Annotated in this window: 21 protein-coding genes; 13 read left to right on the top strand and 8 right to left on the bottom strand. The window is 66.9% G+C overall.

Translation table 11 applies throughout. The features are described from left to right. Positions 1-154: 154 nt before the first annotated feature. From AB0876_RS01955 to phoU, 4 genes are all read left to right on the top strand, one after another. Positions 155-1,159 (top strand): acyl-ACP desaturase, encoded by a 1,005-nt coding sequence (locus AB0876_RS01955; RefSeq protein WP_526041038.1) that lies wholly within the window; start codon positions 155-157, stop codon positions 1,157-1,159. Continuing rightward, positions 1,156-2,340, top strand: a complete 1,185-nt coding sequence (gene dusB, locus AB0876_RS01950; RefSeq protein WP_526041037.1) for a tRNA dihydrouridine synthase DusB — start codon at positions 1,156-1,158, stop codon at positions 2,338-2,340. The genes AB0876_RS01955 and dusB overlap by 4 nt, the downstream gene beginning before the upstream one ends. Before the next feature lie 237 nt (positions 2,341-2,577). Beyond that, entirely contained in the window at positions 2,578-4,959 is a 2,382-nt protein-coding gene (locus tag AB0876_RS01945) for an LCP family protein (RefSeq protein WP_526041036.1), read from the top strand. Between the two features lie 84 nt (positions 4,960-5,043). After that, positions 5,044-5,709: a phosphate signaling complex protein PhoU gene (gene phoU, locus AB0876_RS01940; RefSeq protein WP_064884804.1), complete on the top strand. Its 666-nt coding sequence runs from the start codon at positions 5,044-5,046 to the stop codon at positions 5,707-5,709. Between the two features lie 3 nt (positions 5,710-5,712). On the opposite strand, the gene AB0876_RS01935 is transcribed toward phoU, so the two are convergent. Then, positions 5,713-6,231 carry a MarR family winged helix-turn-helix transcriptional regulator gene (locus tag AB0876_RS01935; RefSeq protein ID WP_526041035.1) on the bottom strand — a complete coding sequence of 173 codons (519 nt, stop codon included), beginning with the start codon at positions 6,229-6,231 and terminating at the stop codon, positions 5,713-5,715. An 81-nt stretch (positions 6,232-6,312) separates the two neighbouring features. On the opposite strand from AB0876_RS01935, the gene AB0876_RS01930 reads away from it, so the two are divergent. Further along, positions 6,313-7,287: a quinone oxidoreductase family protein gene (locus tag AB0876_RS01930; protein WP_526041034.1), complete on the top strand. Its 975-nt coding sequence runs from the start codon at positions 6,313-6,315 to the stop codon at positions 7,285-7,287. A gap of 78 nt (positions 7,288-7,365) precedes the next feature. Here the strand turns inward: AB0876_RS01930 and pstB are convergent, their stop codons facing one another. The 6 genes from pstB to AB0876_RS01900 all read right to left on the bottom strand — a co-directional run bounded on the left by pstB (position 7,366) and on the right by AB0876_RS01900 (position 13,097). Beyond that, positions 7,366-8,142 (bottom strand): phosphate ABC transporter ATP-binding protein PstB, encoded by a 777-nt coding sequence (gene pstB, locus AB0876_RS01925; RefSeq protein ID WP_055117691.1) that lies wholly within the window; start codon positions 8,140-8,142, stop codon positions 7,366-7,368. A 9-nt stretch (positions 8,143-8,151) separates the two neighbouring features. Next, on the bottom strand, positions 8,152-9,066 hold the full coding sequence (pstA, locus tag AB0876_RS01920) for a phosphate ABC transporter permease PstA (RefSeq protein WP_491837343.1): 915 nt from the start codon (positions 9,064-9,066) through the stop codon (positions 8,152-8,154). Further along, positions 9,063-10,118, bottom strand: a complete 1,056-nt coding sequence (gene pstC, locus AB0876_RS01915; protein ID WP_491837342.1) for a phosphate ABC transporter permease subunit PstC — start codon at positions 10,116-10,118, stop codon at positions 9,063-9,065. Before pstC ends, pstA begins: the two co-directional genes overlap by 4 nt. Positions 10,119-10,172: 54 nt before the next feature. Beyond that, on the bottom strand, positions 10,173-11,300 hold the full coding sequence (gene pstS, locus AB0876_RS01910) for a phosphate ABC transporter substrate-binding protein PstS (protein WP_491837341.1): 1,128 nt from the start codon (positions 11,298-11,300) through the stop codon (positions 10,173-10,175). A 121-nt stretch (positions 11,301-11,421) separates the two neighbouring features. Continuing rightward, complete coding sequence (gene mshD, locus AB0876_RS01905; protein WP_526041033.1) at positions 11,422-12,300, bottom strand: mycothiol synthase; 879 nt, start codon at positions 12,298-12,300, stop codon at positions 11,422-11,424. Next, positions 12,297-13,097, bottom strand: a complete 801-nt coding sequence (locus AB0876_RS01900) for a winged helix-turn-helix transcriptional regulator (RefSeq protein ID WP_526041032.1) — start codon at positions 13,095-13,097, stop codon at positions 12,297-12,299. Before AB0876_RS01900 ends, mshD begins: the two co-directional genes overlap by 4 nt. Before the next feature lie 165 nt (positions 13,098-13,262). Here AB0876_RS01900 and lmeA point away from each other — a divergent pair, with 165 nt between their 5' ends. The 8 genes from lmeA (at position 13,263) to AB0876_RS01860 (ending at position 17,540) form a co-directional block, all read left to right on the top strand. Beyond that, positions 13,263-14,078 (top strand): mannan chain length control protein LmeA, encoded by an 816-nt coding sequence (gene lmeA / locus AB0876_RS01895; protein WP_526041461.1) that lies wholly within the window; start codon positions 13,263-13,265, stop codon positions 14,076-14,078. Next, entirely contained in the window at positions 14,075-14,497 is a 423-nt protein-coding gene (locus tag AB0876_RS01890) for a thioredoxin family protein (RefSeq protein ID WP_526041031.1), read from the top strand. Before lmeA ends, AB0876_RS01890 begins: the two co-directional genes overlap by 4 nt. Positions 14,498-14,526: 29 nt before the next feature. Next, positions 14,527-14,616, top strand: coding sequence for an Ms5788A family Cys-rich leader peptide (locus tag AB0876_RS01885; RefSeq protein WP_350222965.1), 90 nt, complete (start codon positions 14,527-14,529; stop codon positions 14,614-14,616). Between the two features lie 90 nt (positions 14,617-14,706). Next, positions 14,707-15,189, top strand: a complete 483-nt coding sequence (locus AB0876_RS01880; protein WP_526041030.1) for a DUF4395 family protein — start codon at positions 14,707-14,709, stop codon at positions 15,187-15,189. A gap of 47 nt (positions 15,190-15,236) precedes the next feature. Further along, complete coding sequence (locus tag AB0876_RS01875; RefSeq protein ID WP_491837336.1) at positions 15,237-16,073, top strand: sulfurtransferase; 837 nt, start codon at positions 15,237-15,239, stop codon at positions 16,071-16,073. A 1-nt stretch (position 16,074) separates the two neighbouring features. Then, complete coding sequence (locus AB0876_RS01870) at positions 16,075-16,377, top strand: DUF1416 domain-containing protein (protein WP_003884652.1); 303 nt, start codon at positions 16,075-16,077, stop codon at positions 16,375-16,377. Positions 16,378-16,608: 231 nt separating this feature from the next. Next, positions 16,609-17,292 carry a heme-binding beta-barrel domain-containing protein gene (locus AB0876_RS01865; protein WP_491837335.1) on the top strand — a complete coding sequence of 228 codons (684 nt, stop codon included), beginning with the start codon at positions 16,609-16,611 and terminating at the stop codon, positions 17,290-17,292. Continuing rightward, on the top strand, positions 17,292-17,540 hold the full coding sequence (locus AB0876_RS01860; protein ID WP_491837334.1) for a hypothetical protein: 249 nt from the start codon (positions 17,292-17,294) through the stop codon (positions 17,538-17,540). Before AB0876_RS01865 ends, AB0876_RS01860 begins: the two co-directional genes overlap by 1 nt. A gap of 265 nt (positions 17,541-17,805) precedes the next feature. Here AB0876_RS01860 and AB0876_RS01855 read toward each other — a convergent pair whose 3' ends face one another. Next, entirely contained in the window at positions 17,806-18,684 is an 879-nt protein-coding gene (locus AB0876_RS01855; RefSeq protein WP_491837333.1) for an aminodeoxychorismate lyase, read from the bottom strand. Positions 18,685-18,698: the final 14 nt, after the last annotated feature.

Below are 18,698 nucleotides of genomic sequence, written 5' to 3'. Positions count from 1 at the left end.
TACCGGTGCACCGCACGCGGCGCAGGACTCGCGAAACAGGGCTCGCGCAACACGAGCGGGGCAACTTGATGTCACCGAGTTACACAGATATATTGACTGCTACCAACAGGTACAGATAACTGAGCGTCCCCGAGACGCGAGGAGGGTGGAGCACATGTCGCAGGAATACACCGACCTGCAGCTCCTGCATGAACTTGAGCCTGTCGTAGAGACCAGCATCAACCGCCACATGCGGATGCGTAAGGACTGGAATCCGCACGACTTCATTCCGTGGTCGGACGGCAAGAACTACTACGCACTCGGCGGGCAGGACTGGGATCCCGAGCAGTCCAAGCTGTCCGAGGTCGCTCGAACCGCGATGATTCAGAACCTGCTCACCGAGGACAACCTGCCCTCGTATCACCGCGAGATCGCGATGAACATGGGCATGGACGGCGCCTGGGGCAACTGGGTCAACCGCTGGACCGCCGAGGAGAACCGCCACGGCATCGCCCTGCGCGACTACCTCGTAGTGACCCGCGCCGTGGACCCCGTCGAGCTGGAGGAACTGCGCGTCGAGCAGGTCACCCGCGGTTTCTCGCCCGGCCAGAACCAGCAGGGCGATCTGTTCGCCGAGAGCCTGTTCGACTCGGTGATGTATGTGTCGTTCCAGGAACTCGCGACCCGCGTCAGCCACCGCAACACCGGCAAGGCCTGCGACGACCCGATCGCCGACCAACTGCTGCAGCGCATCTCGGCCGACGAGAACCTGCACATGATCTTCTACCGGGACGTCTCGGCGGCCGGGCTCGACATCGCCCCCAACCAGGGCATGGCCTCGCTGCACCGGGTGCTGGACAACTTCAAGATGCCCGGCTACACGGTGCCCGACTTCCGCCGTAAGGCCGTCATCATCGCCGTCGGCGGCGTCTACGACCCGCGCATCCACCTGGACGACGTGGTGATGCCGGTCCTGCGCAAGTGGCGGATCTTCGAGCGTGAAGACTTCACCGGCGAGGGCGCCCGGCTGCGTGACGATATCGGCCGCATCGTCGAGGAGCTCGAGGACGCCTGCGACAAGTTCGAGGTCGCCAAGGAGCGTCGCCTCGAGCGTGAGCGCAAGGTCGCCGAGAAGAAGGCCATGAAGAACCTGCTGGTGTCGTCCTCGTCGCCTGCATGACGCTGACGGCCCCACCCCCTGCAACGGCAGCGCCGGCCCGATCCCAACTGCGGATCGGGCCGTTCGCGTTGCCCAGTCCCGTTGTGCTCGCCCCGATGGCCGGGGTGACCAATGTGGCGTTCCGCACACTGTGCCGTGAGCTCGAGATCGCCCGTGCCGGAACCGTCAGCGGGCTGTACGTGTGCGAGATGGTCACGGCGCGGGCCCTGGTCGAGCGCCATCCGGTGACCCTGCACATGACGACGTTCGGGCCCGACGAGTCACCACGGTCGCTGCAGCTCTACACCGTCGATCCGGAGACCACCTACCTCGCGGCCAAGATGATCGCCGACGAGGGCATGGCCGATCACATCGACATGAATTTCGGCTGCCCGGTACCCAAGGTCACCAAGCGTGGTGGCGGCTCGGCCCTCCCGTACAAGCGTCGCCTGTTCGGCCAGATCGTGGCGGCCGCGGTCCGGGGTGTCGCGGGCACCGATATTCCGGTGACGGTGAAGTTCCGGATCGGCATCGACGACGCCCACCACACCCACCTGGACGCGGGACGGATCGCCGCTGAGGAGGGCGCGGCAGCCGTCGCACTGCACGCTCGCACTGCGGCACAACGTTATTCGGGCACCGCCGACTGGGATCAGATCGCGGCACTGAAAGCCCATGTCACCGGTATCCCGGTGCTGGGCAACGGCGACATCTTCGAGGCCGACGACGCGCTGGCGATGATGGCCGCGACCGGCTGCGACGGCGTGGTGATCGGCCGCGGCTGCCTGGGCCGGCCATGGCTGTTCGCCGAACTCTCGGCAGCCTTCAACGGGCGCCCCGCTGCCACCCCGCCGAATCTGGGCGAGGTGGCCGACATCGTGCGCCGCCACGGCGAGCTGCTCAGCGAGCACTTCGGCGAGGACAAGGGCATGCGCGATATCCGCAAGCACGTGGCCTGGTACATGCACGGGTTCCCCGCCGGCGCCGACCTCCGGCGCGGGCTGGCACTCGTCAAGACCCGGGCCGAACTCAGCGCCCTGCTCGACCAACTGGACGGCGACGCCCCGTTCCCGCCCGCGGCCACCGGTCCGCGCGGGCGCCAGGGCTCGGCCGCCTCGGTATCTTTGCCCGAGGGGTGGCTCGACGACCCCGACGACTGCGCTGTGCCGGCCGGAGCCGACGTGATGCATTCCGGAGGCTGACCTGCACTCGCTCCGAGATGACATCGAGACGGCACTGTCACCGGGTTGGGTCTAGCTCAGCCTCAGGGTGGCTCAGTACGATGAAAACCTTGCCGCGGCCGGCTCAGGTAGCCAGTCCGGCACAGTGCTGCTAGAAGAGATGAGGAGAAAAACCTCAGCAGCACCCATTCACACCGCAGGAACGATGCGCACCGACGCGCACGCGCTTAGTTCGAAGAGTCGGAGGCCGGTAACGACATGAGTGACGGTGATAACGCCACTCCCGGCCGTCGGCGCCGCGCTCCGGAGGATTCGTCGGACAACCAATGGATTACCCGATCCCGGGAGCCTTTGCCAGGCGCCGCGCCGTGGGAACGCCAGGATGCCCCGTCACCCGATGATTCGCCCCTCGATGAACCCACCGGCAGTCACGCCGACGGGGTAACTGTCGCCGATCTGATCGCCAAGGTCGCCGGAACCGGGTACACACCGAGCCGTCACCGGCTGGAACCCGACGAGCCCGAGCCAGAGCCAGACCAGGAACCCGCCCACGCCTGGGACCCCGAGCCCGAGCACGCCTGGGATCCCGAGCCCGAACCAGACCTGGAGCCGGCCCACGCGTGGAGCCCGGAACCCGAGCTCGACCAGGAACCCGCCCACGCCTGGGACCCGGAACCCGAGCTCGAAGCCGAACCCGAACCCGAACCTGCGTATGCACCGGCGTATGTCCGCCCGCCGGTACCCGACCCGACCGACGTGATCGAAGCGGTGCGGATCGACGCCGAACTCGACGAACCCCGGGATTCCCCAGAGGCCGAGGAGTACCCGGAGCCTTTCGAGGAACACTTCGAGGACTCGCCGGATCACCGCGAGACGGACGTCGAGAACACCGACGTATTGCCGGCCCTGGCGGTCTACGAGTACGACGTGCCCAAAGCGCGCCCGTCGTGGCGGGTCCGCCCGACGTCGGCGGACGAGCACGATTCGGAGGACGATCGCGCCGACACCGACGAGATCGAACGGGTGCGGCCACCGATCAACCGCCGCGTGATGCTGGCCGGCCGAGCCGCCGCGGCGATACTCGCGGTCCTCACCCTGGTACTGACCGGCGGGGCCTGGCAGTGGCAAAGCTCGAAGAACAACAGCCTCAACAAGGTGGCTGCACTCGACCTCAATTCGCGCGACATCGTCGACCCCAACGCCCAGTTCGGTGACGAGAACTTCCTGATCGTGGGCACCGACAGCCGGTTCGGCGAAAACGGCGGCATGGGTGCCGGCGGGACCGAGGACGCCGGCGGTGCCCGGTCGGACACGATCATGCTGGTGAACATCCCCGCCGACCGGCGGCGTGTGGTCGCCGTGTCGTTCCCGCGTGACCTCTCGATCACTCCGATGAAGTGCGAGCCCTGGAACGCCGAGTCCGCAACCTATGGTCCGCTGTACGACGAGGAGACCGAGACCTACGGTCCGGACGAGGTCTACACCGAAACCAAGCTGAACTCGGCCTTCGCCTTCGGCGGTCCGAAATGCCTGGTGAAGGTGATCCAGAAGCTGTCCGGCCTCTCCATCAACCGGTTCATGGCGGTCGACTTCGCCGGCTTCTCGAAGATGGTCGACGCACTCGGCGGGATAGAGGTGTGCAGCACCACCCCGCTTGAGGACTACGAGTTGGGCACCGTGCTGGCCAGCGCCGGTCGTCAGACGATCGACGGCCACACCGCGCTGAACTACGTGCGGGCCCGCCAGGTCACCACCGAGTACAACGGGGACTACGGCCGCATCAAACGACAGCAGCTGTTCCTCTCGTCGCTGCTGCGCACGCTGATCTCCCGGGACACCTTCTTCTCGCTGAACAAGCTGAACAACGTGGTCAACATGTTCATCAGCGACAGCTTCGTCGACAACATCAGGACGAGGGACCTCGTGGACCTCGGACAGTCGGTCCAGGGGGTCAACGCGGGCCGGATCACGTTCGTGACGGTGCCGACCGTGGGTTACGCCGACGAGTATGGCAACGAGGTTCCGCGAACCGACGACATGCGTTCCCTGTTCGACGCAATCATCAACGACGATCCGCTCCCTGGCGAGAAGAACCCCGACAACACCCCGGTACCCGGCACTCCCGAATCTGCGACGTCGTCGGTCCAGGCTGCCGCTCCCCCCGAAGCATCAGCGACGCCCTCGTCGGTTCCGGCGCCTGCCCCGGCCACCGACAGCGGTGAGATGGTCAACGCCATCACCACCGAACCGCAGCAGGTCACTGTGCAGGTGTCGAACTCGACGGGCCAGAGCGGCCTGGCCTCCACCGCGGCCACCGAACTGCAGGAACACGGCTTCAACGTCAATACCCCCGACGACTACCCGAGCACGCTTCCGGCGACCACGGTGTTCTTCTCCCCCGGGAACGAGGAGGCCGCCGCGACCGTGGCCAGCTCCTTCACCAACCCGACCATCGAGCGGGTGACGGGCATGGGCAGCGTGGTGCAGGTAGTGCTGGGCTCTGATTTCTACACGGTGAACGCCCCGACGCCGAGCGGGTCGGAAGTACAGGTACACGTGCTGAAGGGCACCGGCGCCAGCCCGACGCATCTGCCCGAGGACCTGACCGTCACCAACGCCGCGGACACCACCTGCGAATAGGCCGGTGACCCGCATGGACGGCATTCACCGTTCGTTCACCGTTGCATCGTGACGACACGGCCGCTGACCGCCTAATCTTGCAGCATGCGTACCCAATACCACGAGCAGCTACATTCACTCACGGACCAACTCGGAGCCATGTGCGAGTTGGCGGGTACCGCGATGGAGCGCGCCACCCAGGCGCTGCTGCAGGCCGATCTGGCACTTGCCGAACAGGTGATCAGCGATCACGACCAGATGAGCACGCTGAGCACCCAGGCCGAAGAGTCTGCGTTCGTGTTGCTCGCGCTGCAGGCACCGGTTGCCGGTGATCTGCGCTCGGTGGTGGGTTCGATTCAGATCGTCGCCGACGTGGACCGGATGGGCGCGCTGGCGCTGCATGTGGCCAAGATCGCGCGCCGGCGCCACCCGCAGCACGTGCTGCCGGAGGAAGTGAACGGCTACTTCGCCGAGATGGGCCGGGTGGCGGTCGAATTGGGGCACGCTGCCCGTGAGGTGCTGCTCACCCAGGATCCGGAGAAGGCCGCGCGGATCCAGGAGGAAGACGATGCGATGGACGACCTGCATCGCCACCTGTTCTCCGTGCTGATGGACCGGGAGTGGAAGCACGGCGTGACCGCTGCCGTCGACGTGACGTTGCTGAGCCGCTTCTACGAGCGCTTCGCCGATCACGCCGTCGAGGTGGCCCGTCGGGTCATCTTCCAGGTCACCGGCTCCTACCCGGAAGACGACTCCGTCTCCTCGAAGTAGAACTCAGGACCGGTCGGTGGGCGGCACAAGGCGGACCCCGTCCTTGTGCGCCCCGGCCAGGTCCCCCAGGATCTTCGTCAATACCTGCAGTTCAGCGCCGCTGTAGCGCAGCAGGAACTCGCGCGTCCCACGGTTCATCTCGTCATGCAGTTGCCTGTGCACGTCGGCGAGGAGTTCACCGTCGGCGGTCAGACCCAGTTCGATCTCCTTGCGGTTACCCGGTACCGGCGTGCGTGCCACGAGGCCGGCCTCGACCAGCCGCTGTACGTGCTTGGACACCGTGCCCTTGAGCCGGCCCGAGCGCGCCGCCAACCCGACCACGCTGACCGGCCCCTCGGAGACCTCGGCCAGCAGGTGCATCGACGACGTCGGTAGCGTCCGCACCGCCTGCTCCAGGTGCTGCGGGCATCGGGCGGCCATGAAGTCACGCTCCGCGTCGCCGTCCCCGTCGTTACCGAGCCGATCGCCCACGGTGGCCACCAGTGCCGTGATGGCGTCGACCAGCTCGAGTTTGGTTTTCACGGAAACTATCTTGCCACCCACCGCCGCGGTGCGTAGATTGTTTCCATAGAAACCATATCTACAGAAACCAAAGGAGTCGCCATGTTGGCTGCCCTGGTCACCGAGTGGGGCCGACGCCCCGTCTACACCGAGGTCCCCGAACCCGAACCGCACGATGGCGCCGAGGTGGCCGAGGTCGAGGCGTCGGCCCTGACCAACCTGACCCGAGCCCTGGTGTCAGGAAAGCACTACGCCAGCAAGGAGATTCGACTCCCGGCCATTCCCGGCGTCGACGGCGTGGTCCGACTCGCCGACGGCCGTCGGATCTACACCGGGGCGCTGGGGCCCTCCGGCATGATGGCGCAGCGCGCGCCGGTCCACCCGGACGGTGGCGTCGAGATCCCCGAGCACGTCGACTCCGTGACTGCCGCCGCCCTGCCCAACCCGGGTATCTCGGCCTGGACCGCACTGGCGCACGCCGCGGCCGTCAAGCCCGGCGATCACGTGCTGGTGCTGGGCGCCACCGGCGTAACCGGTTCGATGGCAGTGCAATTGGCCACCGCCATGTTCGGCGCCGGGACCGTGGTGGCGGCCGGACGCAACACCGAGCGCCTGGCCTGGCTGCGGTCAGCCGGGGCGCACGCGACCATCGCCATGGGCGAGCAGGACCTGGGTGCCGTGGTCGCTCAGATGTACGCCGAGCGCCCGTTCGACGCGGTGCTCGACTACCTGTGGGGTGAGCCCGCCGCGGAGGTGCTCACTGCCCTGGCCGGCAGCCATCCGGCCGCGCACTACCACCCGACCCGGTTCGTGCAGATCGGGTCGATGGCGGGGCCGACGCTGCCCCTGGACGCCGGGGTGCTGCGCGGCACCGGGATCACCCTGAGCGGGGTCGGCATCGGCAGTGTCCCGCCCGAGGTCCTGATCAAGGCCCGTACCGAGGCGCTGCCGGAGTTGTTTCAGATGGTCGCCGACGGCCGGCTCGAATTACGCACCCAGCCAAGGGCATTGGCCGACGTCGCCAGGGTGTGGGACGCCGGCGAACCGTCGGGAACCCGGGTGGTGCTGACGCCCTGATTTCGGATCGCGAGCGGACGCGCAGGTACCCGGTTTCTTTGGAAACACGGCACCTGCGCGTCTGCTCGCGGAAAAAACTCAGCCGAAGCGGCCCGAGATGTAGTCCTCGGTGGCCTTCTGGGTGGGGTTGGAGAAGATCTTCTCGGTGTCGTCGATCTCGATCAGCTTGCCGGGCTTACCGGTGGCCTCGAGGTTGAAGAACGCGGTCTGATCGCTCACCCGGGCGGCCTGCTGCATGTTGTGAGTGACGATGACGATCGTGAAATCCTGCTTGAGCGTGGAGATCAGGTCCTCGATGGCCAGCGTCGAGATCGGGTCGAGAGCCGAGCATGGCTCATCCATCAGCAGGACATCGGGCTGGACCGCGATCGCGCGGGCGATGCACAACCGCTGCTGCTGACCACCGGAGAGGCCGCCGCCGGGCTTGTCGAGGCGGTCCTTGACCTCATTCCACAGGTTCGCGCCGCGCAGAGAGCGCTCCGCCACCTCGTCCAGGGTCTTCTTGTTGCGCACGCCCTGCAGCTTCAGACCGGCCACCACGTTGTCACGAATCGACATGGTGGGGAACGGGTTCGGACGCTGGAACACCATGCCGATGGTCTTGCGCACGCCCACCGGATCCACCCCGGCGCCGTAGATGTCCTCACCGTCGAGCAGCACCGAGCCCTCGACGCGGGCGCCGGGGATCACCTCGTGCATCCGGTTCAGCGTCCGCAGCACCGTCGACTTACCGCAGCCCGACGGGCCGATGAAAGCCATCACGCTGCGCGGCTGCACCGACAGCGAAACCTCGGCAACCGCATGGAACGCGCCGTAATAGATGTTGACGTCCTTGAGATCCAGCCGCTTGGCCATGGATATTTCCTACACCTTCTTGGGGGAAAAGAGTTTGGCAACCGCGCGAGCGCCGACGTTGAGCAATGCGATCAGCAGGATCAGCGTCAGCGCCGCACCCCACAGCCGGTCGGTGGGCACCGGATTGGCGCCTGCCCCCGCCGAGATCTGGTCGTACATCATGCCCGGCAGCGATCCCATGAACCCGCCGAACATGTCGAAGTTCATCGCCTGCGCATAGCCGACGAGGATCAGCAGCGGCGCGGTCTCACCCATCACCCGGGCCAGTGACAGCATGACCCCGGTGACGATGCCCGACAACGCCGTCGGGATCACGATGCGGACGATGGTCTTCCATTTCGGCACGCCCAGCGCATAACTCGCCTCGCGCAGATCCATCGGGACGATGCGCAGCATCTCCTCGGTGGCCCGCACGATAACCGGAATCATCAACAGCACCAACGACAGTGACACCGCGAACCCGGATCGGCCGAATCCCAACGTGGCCACCCACAACGCGTAGATGAACAGTGCGGCGACGATCGAGGGCACACCGGTGAGGATGTCCACCATGAACGTGGTGACCTTGCCCAGGCGGGTACCTCCGCCGTACTCGACCAGGTACACGCCCACCATCACGCCGATCGGAATGGAGATCAGCGAACACACGATGCCTTGCAGCAGGGTGCCGACGATCGCGTGGTAGGCGCCGCCGCCTGCGGTGAACGTCGTCATCCCGGCCTGGGAGTTGGTGAACCACGTGGCTGAGGTCAATGCGCTCCAGCCGCGGACGATCACCGAGTACAGCACCCAGGCCAGAGGCACCAGGGCGACGAGCAACGACAGGGTCACCAGCACCGTGGCGACGTGGTTGGTCAGCTTGCGGCGCAGACTCACGCCCTGGAACACAGGCGCCTTGACCGGCCGCTCAAGCGTGGAGGTCACGAGCGCCCCTTCCCGGACACCGCAGCGCGGGCCAGCGAGTTCACCACGAAGGTGAGGATGAACAGCACCAGGCCGGCGGCAATGTAGGCGCCCGCCTTGTACTGATCGTTGAATTCGCTTGCAGTGGCGGCGATCTTGCTTGCGAAGGTGTAGCCGCCGTCGAACAGCGACCAACTGAACGCGGTCTGGGTGCCGCGCAGGATGATCAAGAGCGCAATGGTCTCACCGAGCGCGCGACCCAGACCGAGCATCGCGCCACTGACGTAGCCGGACAACCCGAATGGCAGCACCGTCGTGCGCACCACTTCCCAGCGGGTGGCGCCGAGCGCCAGCGCGGCCTCGATCTGGCCGCGCGGGGTCTGGGTGAACACCTCGCGAGTCACCGCGGTGATGATCGGCAGGATCATCACCGCCAGCACGATGCCTGCGGTGAAGATGGTGCCGCCACCGGCCACCGAGGCGTTGCCCGTCTTGAACAGAAACAGCCAGTCCAAGTTCGTATTGAGCCACACGGCAAAGGGTTTGATCGCCGGCGCCAGTACGTACAGGCCCCAGACGCCGTAGACGATCGAGGGCACCGCGGCCAGCAGGTCCACCAGATAGGCCAGCGGACCCGCCAGCCGTCGCGACGAGTACTGGGTCAGGTAGATCGCGATGCCCAGGGCCACCGGCATCGCCAGCACCAGGGCGAACAGGGAGACGAAGACCGTCACCTGCAGCAGGTCGAAGATGCCGAAGTGCATCGCGGAGGTGTCGGTGGTGATCCAGTTGCCGCCGTAGAGGAAGAAGTTCTCCTCGTTACGGACCAGCGCCGGAACCGCGCGCCAGAGCAGGAACACCCCGATCGCCGCGATCAACGCAACGATCAGGATGCCCGAACCTTCGGCGAGGCCACGGAAAATTCGGTCGCCAAGGCGAACCTTGGCTCCCTTGGACGGATTGGTGGATATAGGCGCCGGCTCGGGGTGGGGGGAGGCGAGCGTCTCCCCCGACCCCGAATCAGCTGGATTCGGCGTTGTCACTGTCGTCCCGTCGGGGCCCCTGGTTGTCATGCGGTTGGTAAATCCATCCTCGCCCAAATCCGTCCTCTAAAGCCAGTCCGGCTACTAAGCGATGGCCTCGACCGAGGTCAGCAGGCGCTGCTTGAACTCGTCGGGCAGCGCGATGTATCCGGCCTGCGACAGGCTGGCCTGGCCCTCGTTAGCGGCCACGGTGAGGAAGGACTTCACGGCCGCCGCGGTCTCGGCGTCGTAGCCCTTGGAGCAAACGATCTCGTAGGTGGCCAGCACCAGCGGGTAGACACCGGCTTCCTTGGAGGCGTACAGCGCGTTCAGGTCGAGCACGAGGTCCTTGCCTTCACCCTTGAAGGTGGCGGCGCCGACGGCCTTGGTGGTCGACTGGTCGTCCAGCGCGACCGCACCGGCGCCACTGTCGATCTGGGCGTAGGGCAGGCCGGCGGCGGCGGCCGGGCTCTTCTCGACGTAGCCGATCGAGCCGGGGGTGGCCTGGACGGCCTGCACGACGCCGGAGGACTTCTGCGCACCCTCGCCGGCACCGCCCTGGAACTCCTTGCCCGCGCCCTTGGTCCAGGTCTGCGGAGCGGCGGCGGCCAGGTACTTCTGGAAGTTGTCGGTGGTGCCCGAGGAATCCGACCGGTAGATCGGCTTGATGTCCAGGTCGGGCAGGGTGGTGCCGGCGTTCAGCGCGGCCACCGCCGGATCGTTCCACTTCTTGATCTGGCCCTGGAAGATCTTGGCGAGCACGTCGGGGTTCACCACGAGCTTGTCGACGCCTTCGACGTTGTAGGCCAGCGCGACCGGGCCGAACACCAGCGGCAGGTTCCAGGCCTCGTTGCCGCCGCAGCGCTCGGCGGCCTTGGCGACCTGATCGTCCTTGAGCGCCGAGTCGGAGCCCGCGAAGTCGACCTGCTTGGCGATGAACTGATCCACGCCTGCGCCCGAACCGGTCGGGTTGTACGACAGGTTCTTCCCGGAGCAGACCTGGCCCCAGACCTTGTTGAACTCAGCAATGGCGTTCTGCTGCGCCGTCGAGCCCTCGCCCGTCAGAGCGTTCTTGCCGCCGCACTCGGCCGACGACGCCGAGGTGCTGCCCGCGGCCGAGGAGCTGGTTCCTGCAGCGTTGTTGTCGCTGCCACAGGCGGTCAGCGTGAGTGCCGCGATCGCCGTCGCGGAAAGCGCGACACCGAACGGCTTGCCAATGCTCATGAGCTTCACTTGTCCCACTTTCAGTTGACGGCTTCGAACTCTCCGGCAACGTATTCGGCCGCAGTGGACGGCTCGCGGACAACAGGTGAATCAGCAGTGAATAGGTTCAGCGTGTTCACAGCTAAACGGGTTAACCGGCGGCATACGCCGCGTCGACACCGAACACCTCGAAACCCAAGTTTCGGTAGGTCGCCACGGCCGCCGAGTTATCTGCCTCGACGTAAAGTAGCACCGTCCGCAGGGACCGCTCGGCGAGGTGGTGCAGACCGAGCAGGGTGAGTACCGAGCCCAGGCCTCTGCCCTGCGCGGCGGGGTCGACGCCGACGACGTAGACCTCGCCGAGACCCTCGTCGTGCACTTTCGTCCAGTGGAAGCCCAGCAGTGCGCCGCTGCGCTCGTCGAACGCCTCGAACAGACCGTCGGGGTCGAACCACGGCTCGCTGCGCCGTTCGGCGATCTCCTGTTCGGTCCAGCCGCCCTGTTCGGGATGCCAGGAGAAGGCAGCGTTGTTGACCCGCAGGATCTCGGCGTCGTCCTGGGGACCGGCATAGGTACTGATCCGGACGCCCTCGGCGGTGCGCAGCGGCGGCAGGTCGCTCAGCGGGCGACGCATCTGCAGCAGTTCGCGAGCCACCTTGAGGTCGAGCGTGGCCGCCAGGGCGCGGGCCGCCTCGAGGTTGCCGTGTGCCCAGATGCGGGTGCCGGCCCCGCCCTCGGCGAGCCCGGCACGGGCCAGCGCCGCACCGATACCGCGCCGTCGGGCGTCCGGATCCACCACCAGTTCGGCCATCGCCGGGTCGTCGGCGCCGGCCAGGGCCAGGTTCAGGTACCCAACGAGTTTTGTCCCGTCGGTCGCCAGCAGGTGACGGGTCCGGTCGAGGCCGAGCTCGCGCAACACCTGATCGCCGACCGGGGCCACGCCGTCGACCGCGGTGGCTGCGCCGATGAGTTCCTGGATCCGAGCCTGGTCGGCATCTGACAGCCCGGTACGCCAGTCGAGTTCGGTCACTGGCTGGGCAACCGCCCGGCGAGCGGCTCGTCCGCATCGTCCGTCGCCGGCTCGAAGTCGTCGTCGCCGTGATCGTCGTCGGGGGCCGCTTCTCCGGCCCCGGCTGCCCCGCCTGCGGGGGTGCGGCCGCGCGACGGGCGTACCGCCTTGTACCCGACGTTGCGGACGGTGCCGATCAGCGCTTCGTACTCGGGGCCGAGCTTGGCGCGGAGACGACGGACGTGCACATCCACGGTGCGGGTGCCGCCGAAGAAGTCGTAGCCCCAGACCTCCTGCAGCAGCTGCGCGCGGGTGAAGACCCGTCCGGCGTGCTGCGCGAGGTACTTGAGCAGCTCGAACTCCTTGTAGGTGAGATCGAGGGGACGTCCACGCAGTCGAGCCGTGTAGGTGCCCTCGTCGATCGCGAGCTCACCCAGGGTGATCTTGCCGGCGTTCTCCTGACTGGCACCCCCACCACGCCGGCCGACCAGGAGCCGCAGCCGGGCGTCGATCTCGGCCGGGCCGGTGCTGGGCAGCAGGATCTCGTCCAGGCCCCATTCGTGGTTCACCGCGACCAACCCGCCCTCGTTGATCACCGCGACGACCGGGACCGAGGTGCCCGTCGTTCCCAGCAGTCGGCACAGACCGCGAGCGGCCGCGAGATCGGTCCGCGCGTCGACGATCGCCACATCGGCACTGCCCGCCTCCAGCAGCGACGACACCTCGGTCGGCGCCGTGCGCACCGTGTGTGCCAGCAGCGTCAGGGAGGGCAGCACCGACTCCGGATGCGGGTCGACGGTCAGTAGCAGTAGATCCAACGGGGTCCTCCGGCGCGCCGGGCAATCACTTCCTGCGATCGCCCGGACCCCGATGTCCACACGGTCGGATTCATGACTGACATGTAGCCGTTACCGGCCCTTTGTGTTCTAACGATAACGCCTCACCTGCTGATCAGCCGCGCCGAACGCTTCCATCCGATGGACGTGGGCGACAATGTGCCGGTGCGCAAACTGCTGATCGGGCTCACCGCGACCGTGACCGCGCTTGTCGTCGGCGTCGTCGGCACGGATTTCGGTTCGGCGATCTACGCCGAGTACCGACTGGCCCGCAACGTACGCAGCGCGGCCGACCTCAGCTGGGATCCGTGGGTCGCGATCTTGGGTTTCCCGTTCCTGACCCAGGTCCGCAACCACCGTTACAGAGAGATCGAGATCCGTGCCGCCGGCGTCGACCACCCCGTGGTCGGCAGAGCCTCGCTCGAGGCCACCCTGCACGGCATCGATATCAGCGGCTCGTCGTGGCTGATCCCGCCGGACGCGAAACTGCCGGTCAAGAAGGCCGAGAGCCGCATCATCATCGACTCCACGCACATCGGCCGGTTCATGGGCATCGACGACCTTCTGGTGGAGGCTCCGGCGCGGGAGACCAACGACGCCACCGGGGGCACCACCGAGTCCGGCATCTCCAGCAGTCAGGGGCTGGTCTTCACCGGGACCCCGAAGGGGTCGGGACTGAACAAGCGGGTCAGCGTCTCGGTGGACCTGTCCTTCGCCGACCTGGACGACACCACCCTGGTGCTGACCGCGACCGGGATCTTGACCGGCCCAGGAACCGCCGACGAGCCCGTACCCGACGAGAAGACCGCGGCGGTGCTGGCCGAGTTCAGCCACACCATCACCGGGCAGAAGCTGCCGTTCGGCATCGCCCCGACCACCGCGGGCGCCCGGGGCTCGGACGTGATCATCGAGGGCATCGCCTCGGGAGTAACAATCGACCTGGCGGGTTTCAGACAGTCATGAGCTCTTCGATGGTGCTGGCGATCGTGGTGCTGATCGCCGCCCTCGGGGTGGCCTACGTGGTCGGTCGCCTCATCACGCTGCGGGCCGGCCTCATCAGGGCGGGCAAGGAAGCCGCCGACATCGACACCAGCGACCTGGGCTTGTCCGACACCGGCCCGACGGTGCTGCACTTCACAGCCGAATGGTGCGGGCCCTGCGCCGGGGTACGACGCGTCGTCGACCAGGTCTGCGCCGAGCTGCCCGAGGTTGCCCACATCGAAATCGACATGGACACCAATCCCGAAGCCGCCAGGCGGCTTTCGGTCCTGTCCTTGCCCACGACCATCATCTTCGACCGGGACGGGCGGCCCCGATACCGCACCAGTGGGGTTCCCAAGGCCGCTGACCTGCGCTCGGCGCTGGAGCCACTGTTGGCCTGACCCGACGGTTATTGGGTAAGCTGTCGGTCGTGTCAGCCCGCCTTGAGCTTGTGCTCACCAAGCGCCGCGCAGTCGATCTGTGCCGCGTCGCGGGTTGCTGCTGTTGTTGTTGCTGTTGAGCGCAGCCGCGCGCTTTCGCGCGCCCGCTCGGGCCTTGTGCCCTGAGCCTGCACACAACCGGACCTTCGACAACAACAGGAGTTCGTTCCATGTCTTCGACATCAACCCGCCCCACCGCTGGTGTTCAGCCTGCTCAGGTGGACGTGCGGGGGCCGCGGTTCGCGGCCTGGGTCACCACCGCGGTCCTGATCGGCACGCTGCTCTTCGCCGGGGTGAGTGAGCCCGCGGCCGCGGCGCTGCTGGGCGCACAGGCGGTGGTGTTCGCGATCGGCGCGGCCGGCGGCCCGCGCAAGCATCCCTACGGCCGGCTGTTCGCCACGTTCATCGCGCCGCGCCTGGCACCGGTCACCGAACGCGAGCCGGTTCCGCCACTGAAGTTCGCCCAGTTGGTCGGCTTCGCGTTCGCGGTCGTGGGTACCGCGGGGTTCACCTTCGGCATCACCGCACTCGGCCTGACCGCCACCGCTTTCGCGTTGGTGGCAGCCTTTCTCAACGCCGCCTTCGGCATCTGCCTGGGCTGCCAGATCTACCCGCTGGTGGCGCGGTTCCGTCACGTCCCCAGTCCTGCATGACGCCCACCTGACAACTCAAATCTGAAGCAATCGAAAGGAATTCGTACATGGCACGTTCCGACGTCCTGGTCTCGACCGAATGGGCCGGGAACAACCTCGATACCCCTGGCGTGGTGTTCGTCGAGGTCGACGAGAACACCAGCGCCTACGACGACGAGGGCCACATCCCCGGCGCCGTCAAACTGGACTGGAAAGACGATCTGCAGGACGCCGTCAAGCGTGACTTCGTCGATCAGCAGCAGTTCTCGAAGCTGTTGTCCGACAAGGGCATCAGCAACGACGACACGGTGATCCTGTACGGCGGCAACAACAACTGGTTCGCGGCCTACGCGTACTGGTACTTCAAGCTGTACGGCCACAACGACGTCAAGCTGCTCGACGGCGGCCGCAAGCGCTGGGAGCTCGACGCCCGGCCGCTGGTGAAAGAGGCGCCCCACCGTGCCTCTACGTCGTACGCCGCCCTGCCCCTGGACAACAACATCCGGGCCTACCGCGACGACGTCATCGCCGCGATCGGCGAGAAGAACCTGGTCGACGTGCGTTCGCCTGACGAGTTCTCCGGCAAGATCCTGGCGCCGGCGCACCTGCCGCAGGAGCAGAGCCAGCGGCCCGGGCATATCCCCGGCGCCATCAACGTTCCGTGGAGCAAGGCAGCCAACGAGGACGGCACCTTCAAGTCCGACGAGGACCTGGCCAAGCTCTACGCCGCGGCCGGTCTCGACGGCGAGAAGGAGACCATCGCCTACTGCCGGATCGGTGAGCGTTCCTCGCACACCTGGTTCGTGCTTCAGGAACTGCTGGGACACCAGAACGTCAAGAACTACGACGGCAGTTGGACGGAATACGGCTCCCTGGTGGGCGCCCCGATCGAGTTGGGAAGTTGATATGTGCTCTGCACCGAAGCAAGGACTGACGTTGCCCGCCGGCGTCGACCTGGAGAAGGAAACCGTCATCACCGGTCGTGTGGTGGACGGCTCCGGCCAGGCGGTCGGCGGCGCCTTCGTGCGCCTGCTGGACTCCAGCGACGAGTTCACCGCTGAGGTCGTCGCGTCGGCCACCGGTGACTTCCGGTTCTTCGCCGCTCCGGGCACCTGGACGCTGCGCGCCCTGTCCCCCGCGGGCAACGGCGACGCCAGCGTGGCCCCGACGGGCGCAGGTATCCACGAGGTCGACGTCAAGGTCGCTTGATCGCTTGATCCCGCTCGAACGTGGGCTTGTGTACGAGGATTTGCACGTATCTCGCACACAAGCCCACGTTCGACGTGTATAGGGGCGTCCCGACCCGGGGCGCCGACACCTTCGACAAGGAACTAGACTCACTCCCGTGGTGCTCTTCTTCGAGATAATGCTCGTCGCGGCCGTCGTGGTGATCACGTGGTTCGCGTTGTACGCGCTGTACCGCCTCGTCACTGACGAGTCGTGACCTCCGACCGAGACATTCCAGCCGAGGCCTCCGTCCGTGAGCCCGGCTCAGGTGACCGAGCCATAGCGGCCGCCGCTGAACGGGCCAAGGCCACGGCCGCCCGTAACATTCCGGTCTTCGATGACCTCCCGGTTCCCGCCGATACCGCCAATCTGCGCGACGGCGTCGAACTGAACGACGCACTGCTGGCACTGTTGCCGTTGGTCGGCGTCTGGCGCGGTGAAGGCGAAGGTCGCGACACCCACGGCGACTACCGGTTCGGCCAGCAGATCATCGTTTCCCATGACGGCGGCGACTACCTGAACTGGGACTCCCGGTCGTGGCGACTGAACGAATCGGGTGAGTACGACTCTCCTGGCCTGCGTGAGACCGGCTACTGGCGATTCGTGACCGATCCCGAGGATCCCGCCGGCCGCGACGAATCACAGGCCATCGAACTGCTGCTGGCCCATTCGGCCGGCTACGTCGAACTTTTCTACGGCAAGCCCCTGACGCAGGCCTCCTGGGAACTGGTCACCGATGCACTGGCCCGCAGCAAGTCCGGGCTGCTGGTGGGGGGCGCCAAACGGTTGTACGGCATCGTCGAAGGCGGGGATTTGGGCTACGTGGAAGAACGTGTAGACGCCGACGGAGGCCTGGTGCCGCACCTGTCGGCCCGACTGTCCCGGTACGTCGGCTGATGCGCCGGCCGATCATCGCGGCAGGTCTGCTTGCCGCGGCAGCGATTCTCGGAGCGTGTTCGTCAGAGGGGCCACAACCGGCTCCCACCGAGCCGCCAGCCGAGCACGGCAACTACGCGCACTGCTTGTCCGAGCACGGCGTGCCCGTTGCGCCTGGCCCGGTCGCCGGGCCACCGGACGGTGTCGACCAACAGACCTGGCAGCAGGCCGTCAAGGCATGTTCGACGCTGGCGCCCGGCCCTAGCTAGTTCGCGCCACCGCGGTACCGGTTTCAGCCGCCCCCAGATATGGGGCGGCCCCCGAGCCTTGGTACCTGGTTGGACAGACCGAGGGGCTCGGGGGCCGGGTGGCTGCGGGGAATTCGCCAGCGCGCGCAGGCAATATCCCCGGCGCTGCTAGCGGGCAGCCACCTCACATGTCCATAAGTCACTCAATTTGTCGGACCACCTCCTTCCCTGTGTGATCACGAAGCTACCCCCGTCCGCTCACGCCGACAAGCGATTTACGCACAGCTCAGCGGTCACTGAGAATCGCCGCGTCTACCAGGCCGGAGATGTCGGCGGCCAGTGGAGCATCGGGCAGCGGTCGGCCGTCCAAAGTGTGCACCCGAGCTGCGAGGGTGATGCTGGAGATCAGCCAAACCCCTTGTGCGGTAAGCAGGTCCGCAGGCTTGAGGGCACGGAAGTCGCAGTCGTAACCCTTGTTGCGGGCCACCTCGAACAGTGCCTGCTGGGTGGTGCCGCGCAGGATCGGATACCAGGGCGGCGGGGTGAGCAGCAGGGGCTGGCCATCGTTGTCCTCGGTCGCGATGACAACGGTCGACCGAGGACCTTCCAGCAGATAGCCGTCTGAGCTCACGAAGATCACGTCGCCGGCGCCCTGACGTTCGGCGTGCCGCAGCGCGGCCATGTTCACCGCGTAGGACAGGGTCTTGGCACCCGCGGCCAGCCACGGCATGTCGCCGGCACCCAGCGGCAACCCGCGGTCCAGGGTGATCGCCGCCAAGCCGTCGCGCCGCACGCCGGCCACCCGATCGGCCAGGGCACCGATGGTGACGAACGCGGTCGCCGGGCCACCGCTTTCGCGCCCTCGGCTGTAGACCAGGCGCAGTACGCCGTCGTCGTCGTGGTCGGCGATCCAGCACTCGGTCGCCAGCGCCACCGCCGCCCGCCAGGCGTCCAGATCCGGAACGGGCAGATCCAACATCTTGGCGGATTGGGACAGTCGGGCCAGGTGCGGCTCCAGGAGGCACGGCCTGCCGTCACGCACCAGCAGCGTCTCGAAGACCCCGTCGCCGCGCACCGCGGCCAGGTCGTCGGCGTGCAGCAGCGGGGCGTTGGGGTCGTGGATCTGCCCGTCAAGGGTGACCAGCACGGCTGGTGGGCTCGCCATGGGGTCCCAGCGTA

This window comes from Mycobacterium sp. NPDC049093 (assembly GCF_040704635.1).
Lineage (GTDB): Bacteria > Actinomycetota > Actinomycetes > Mycobacteriales > Mycobacteriaceae > Mycobacterium.
This window is presented reverse-complemented; position numbering and strand designations above follow the sequence as displayed.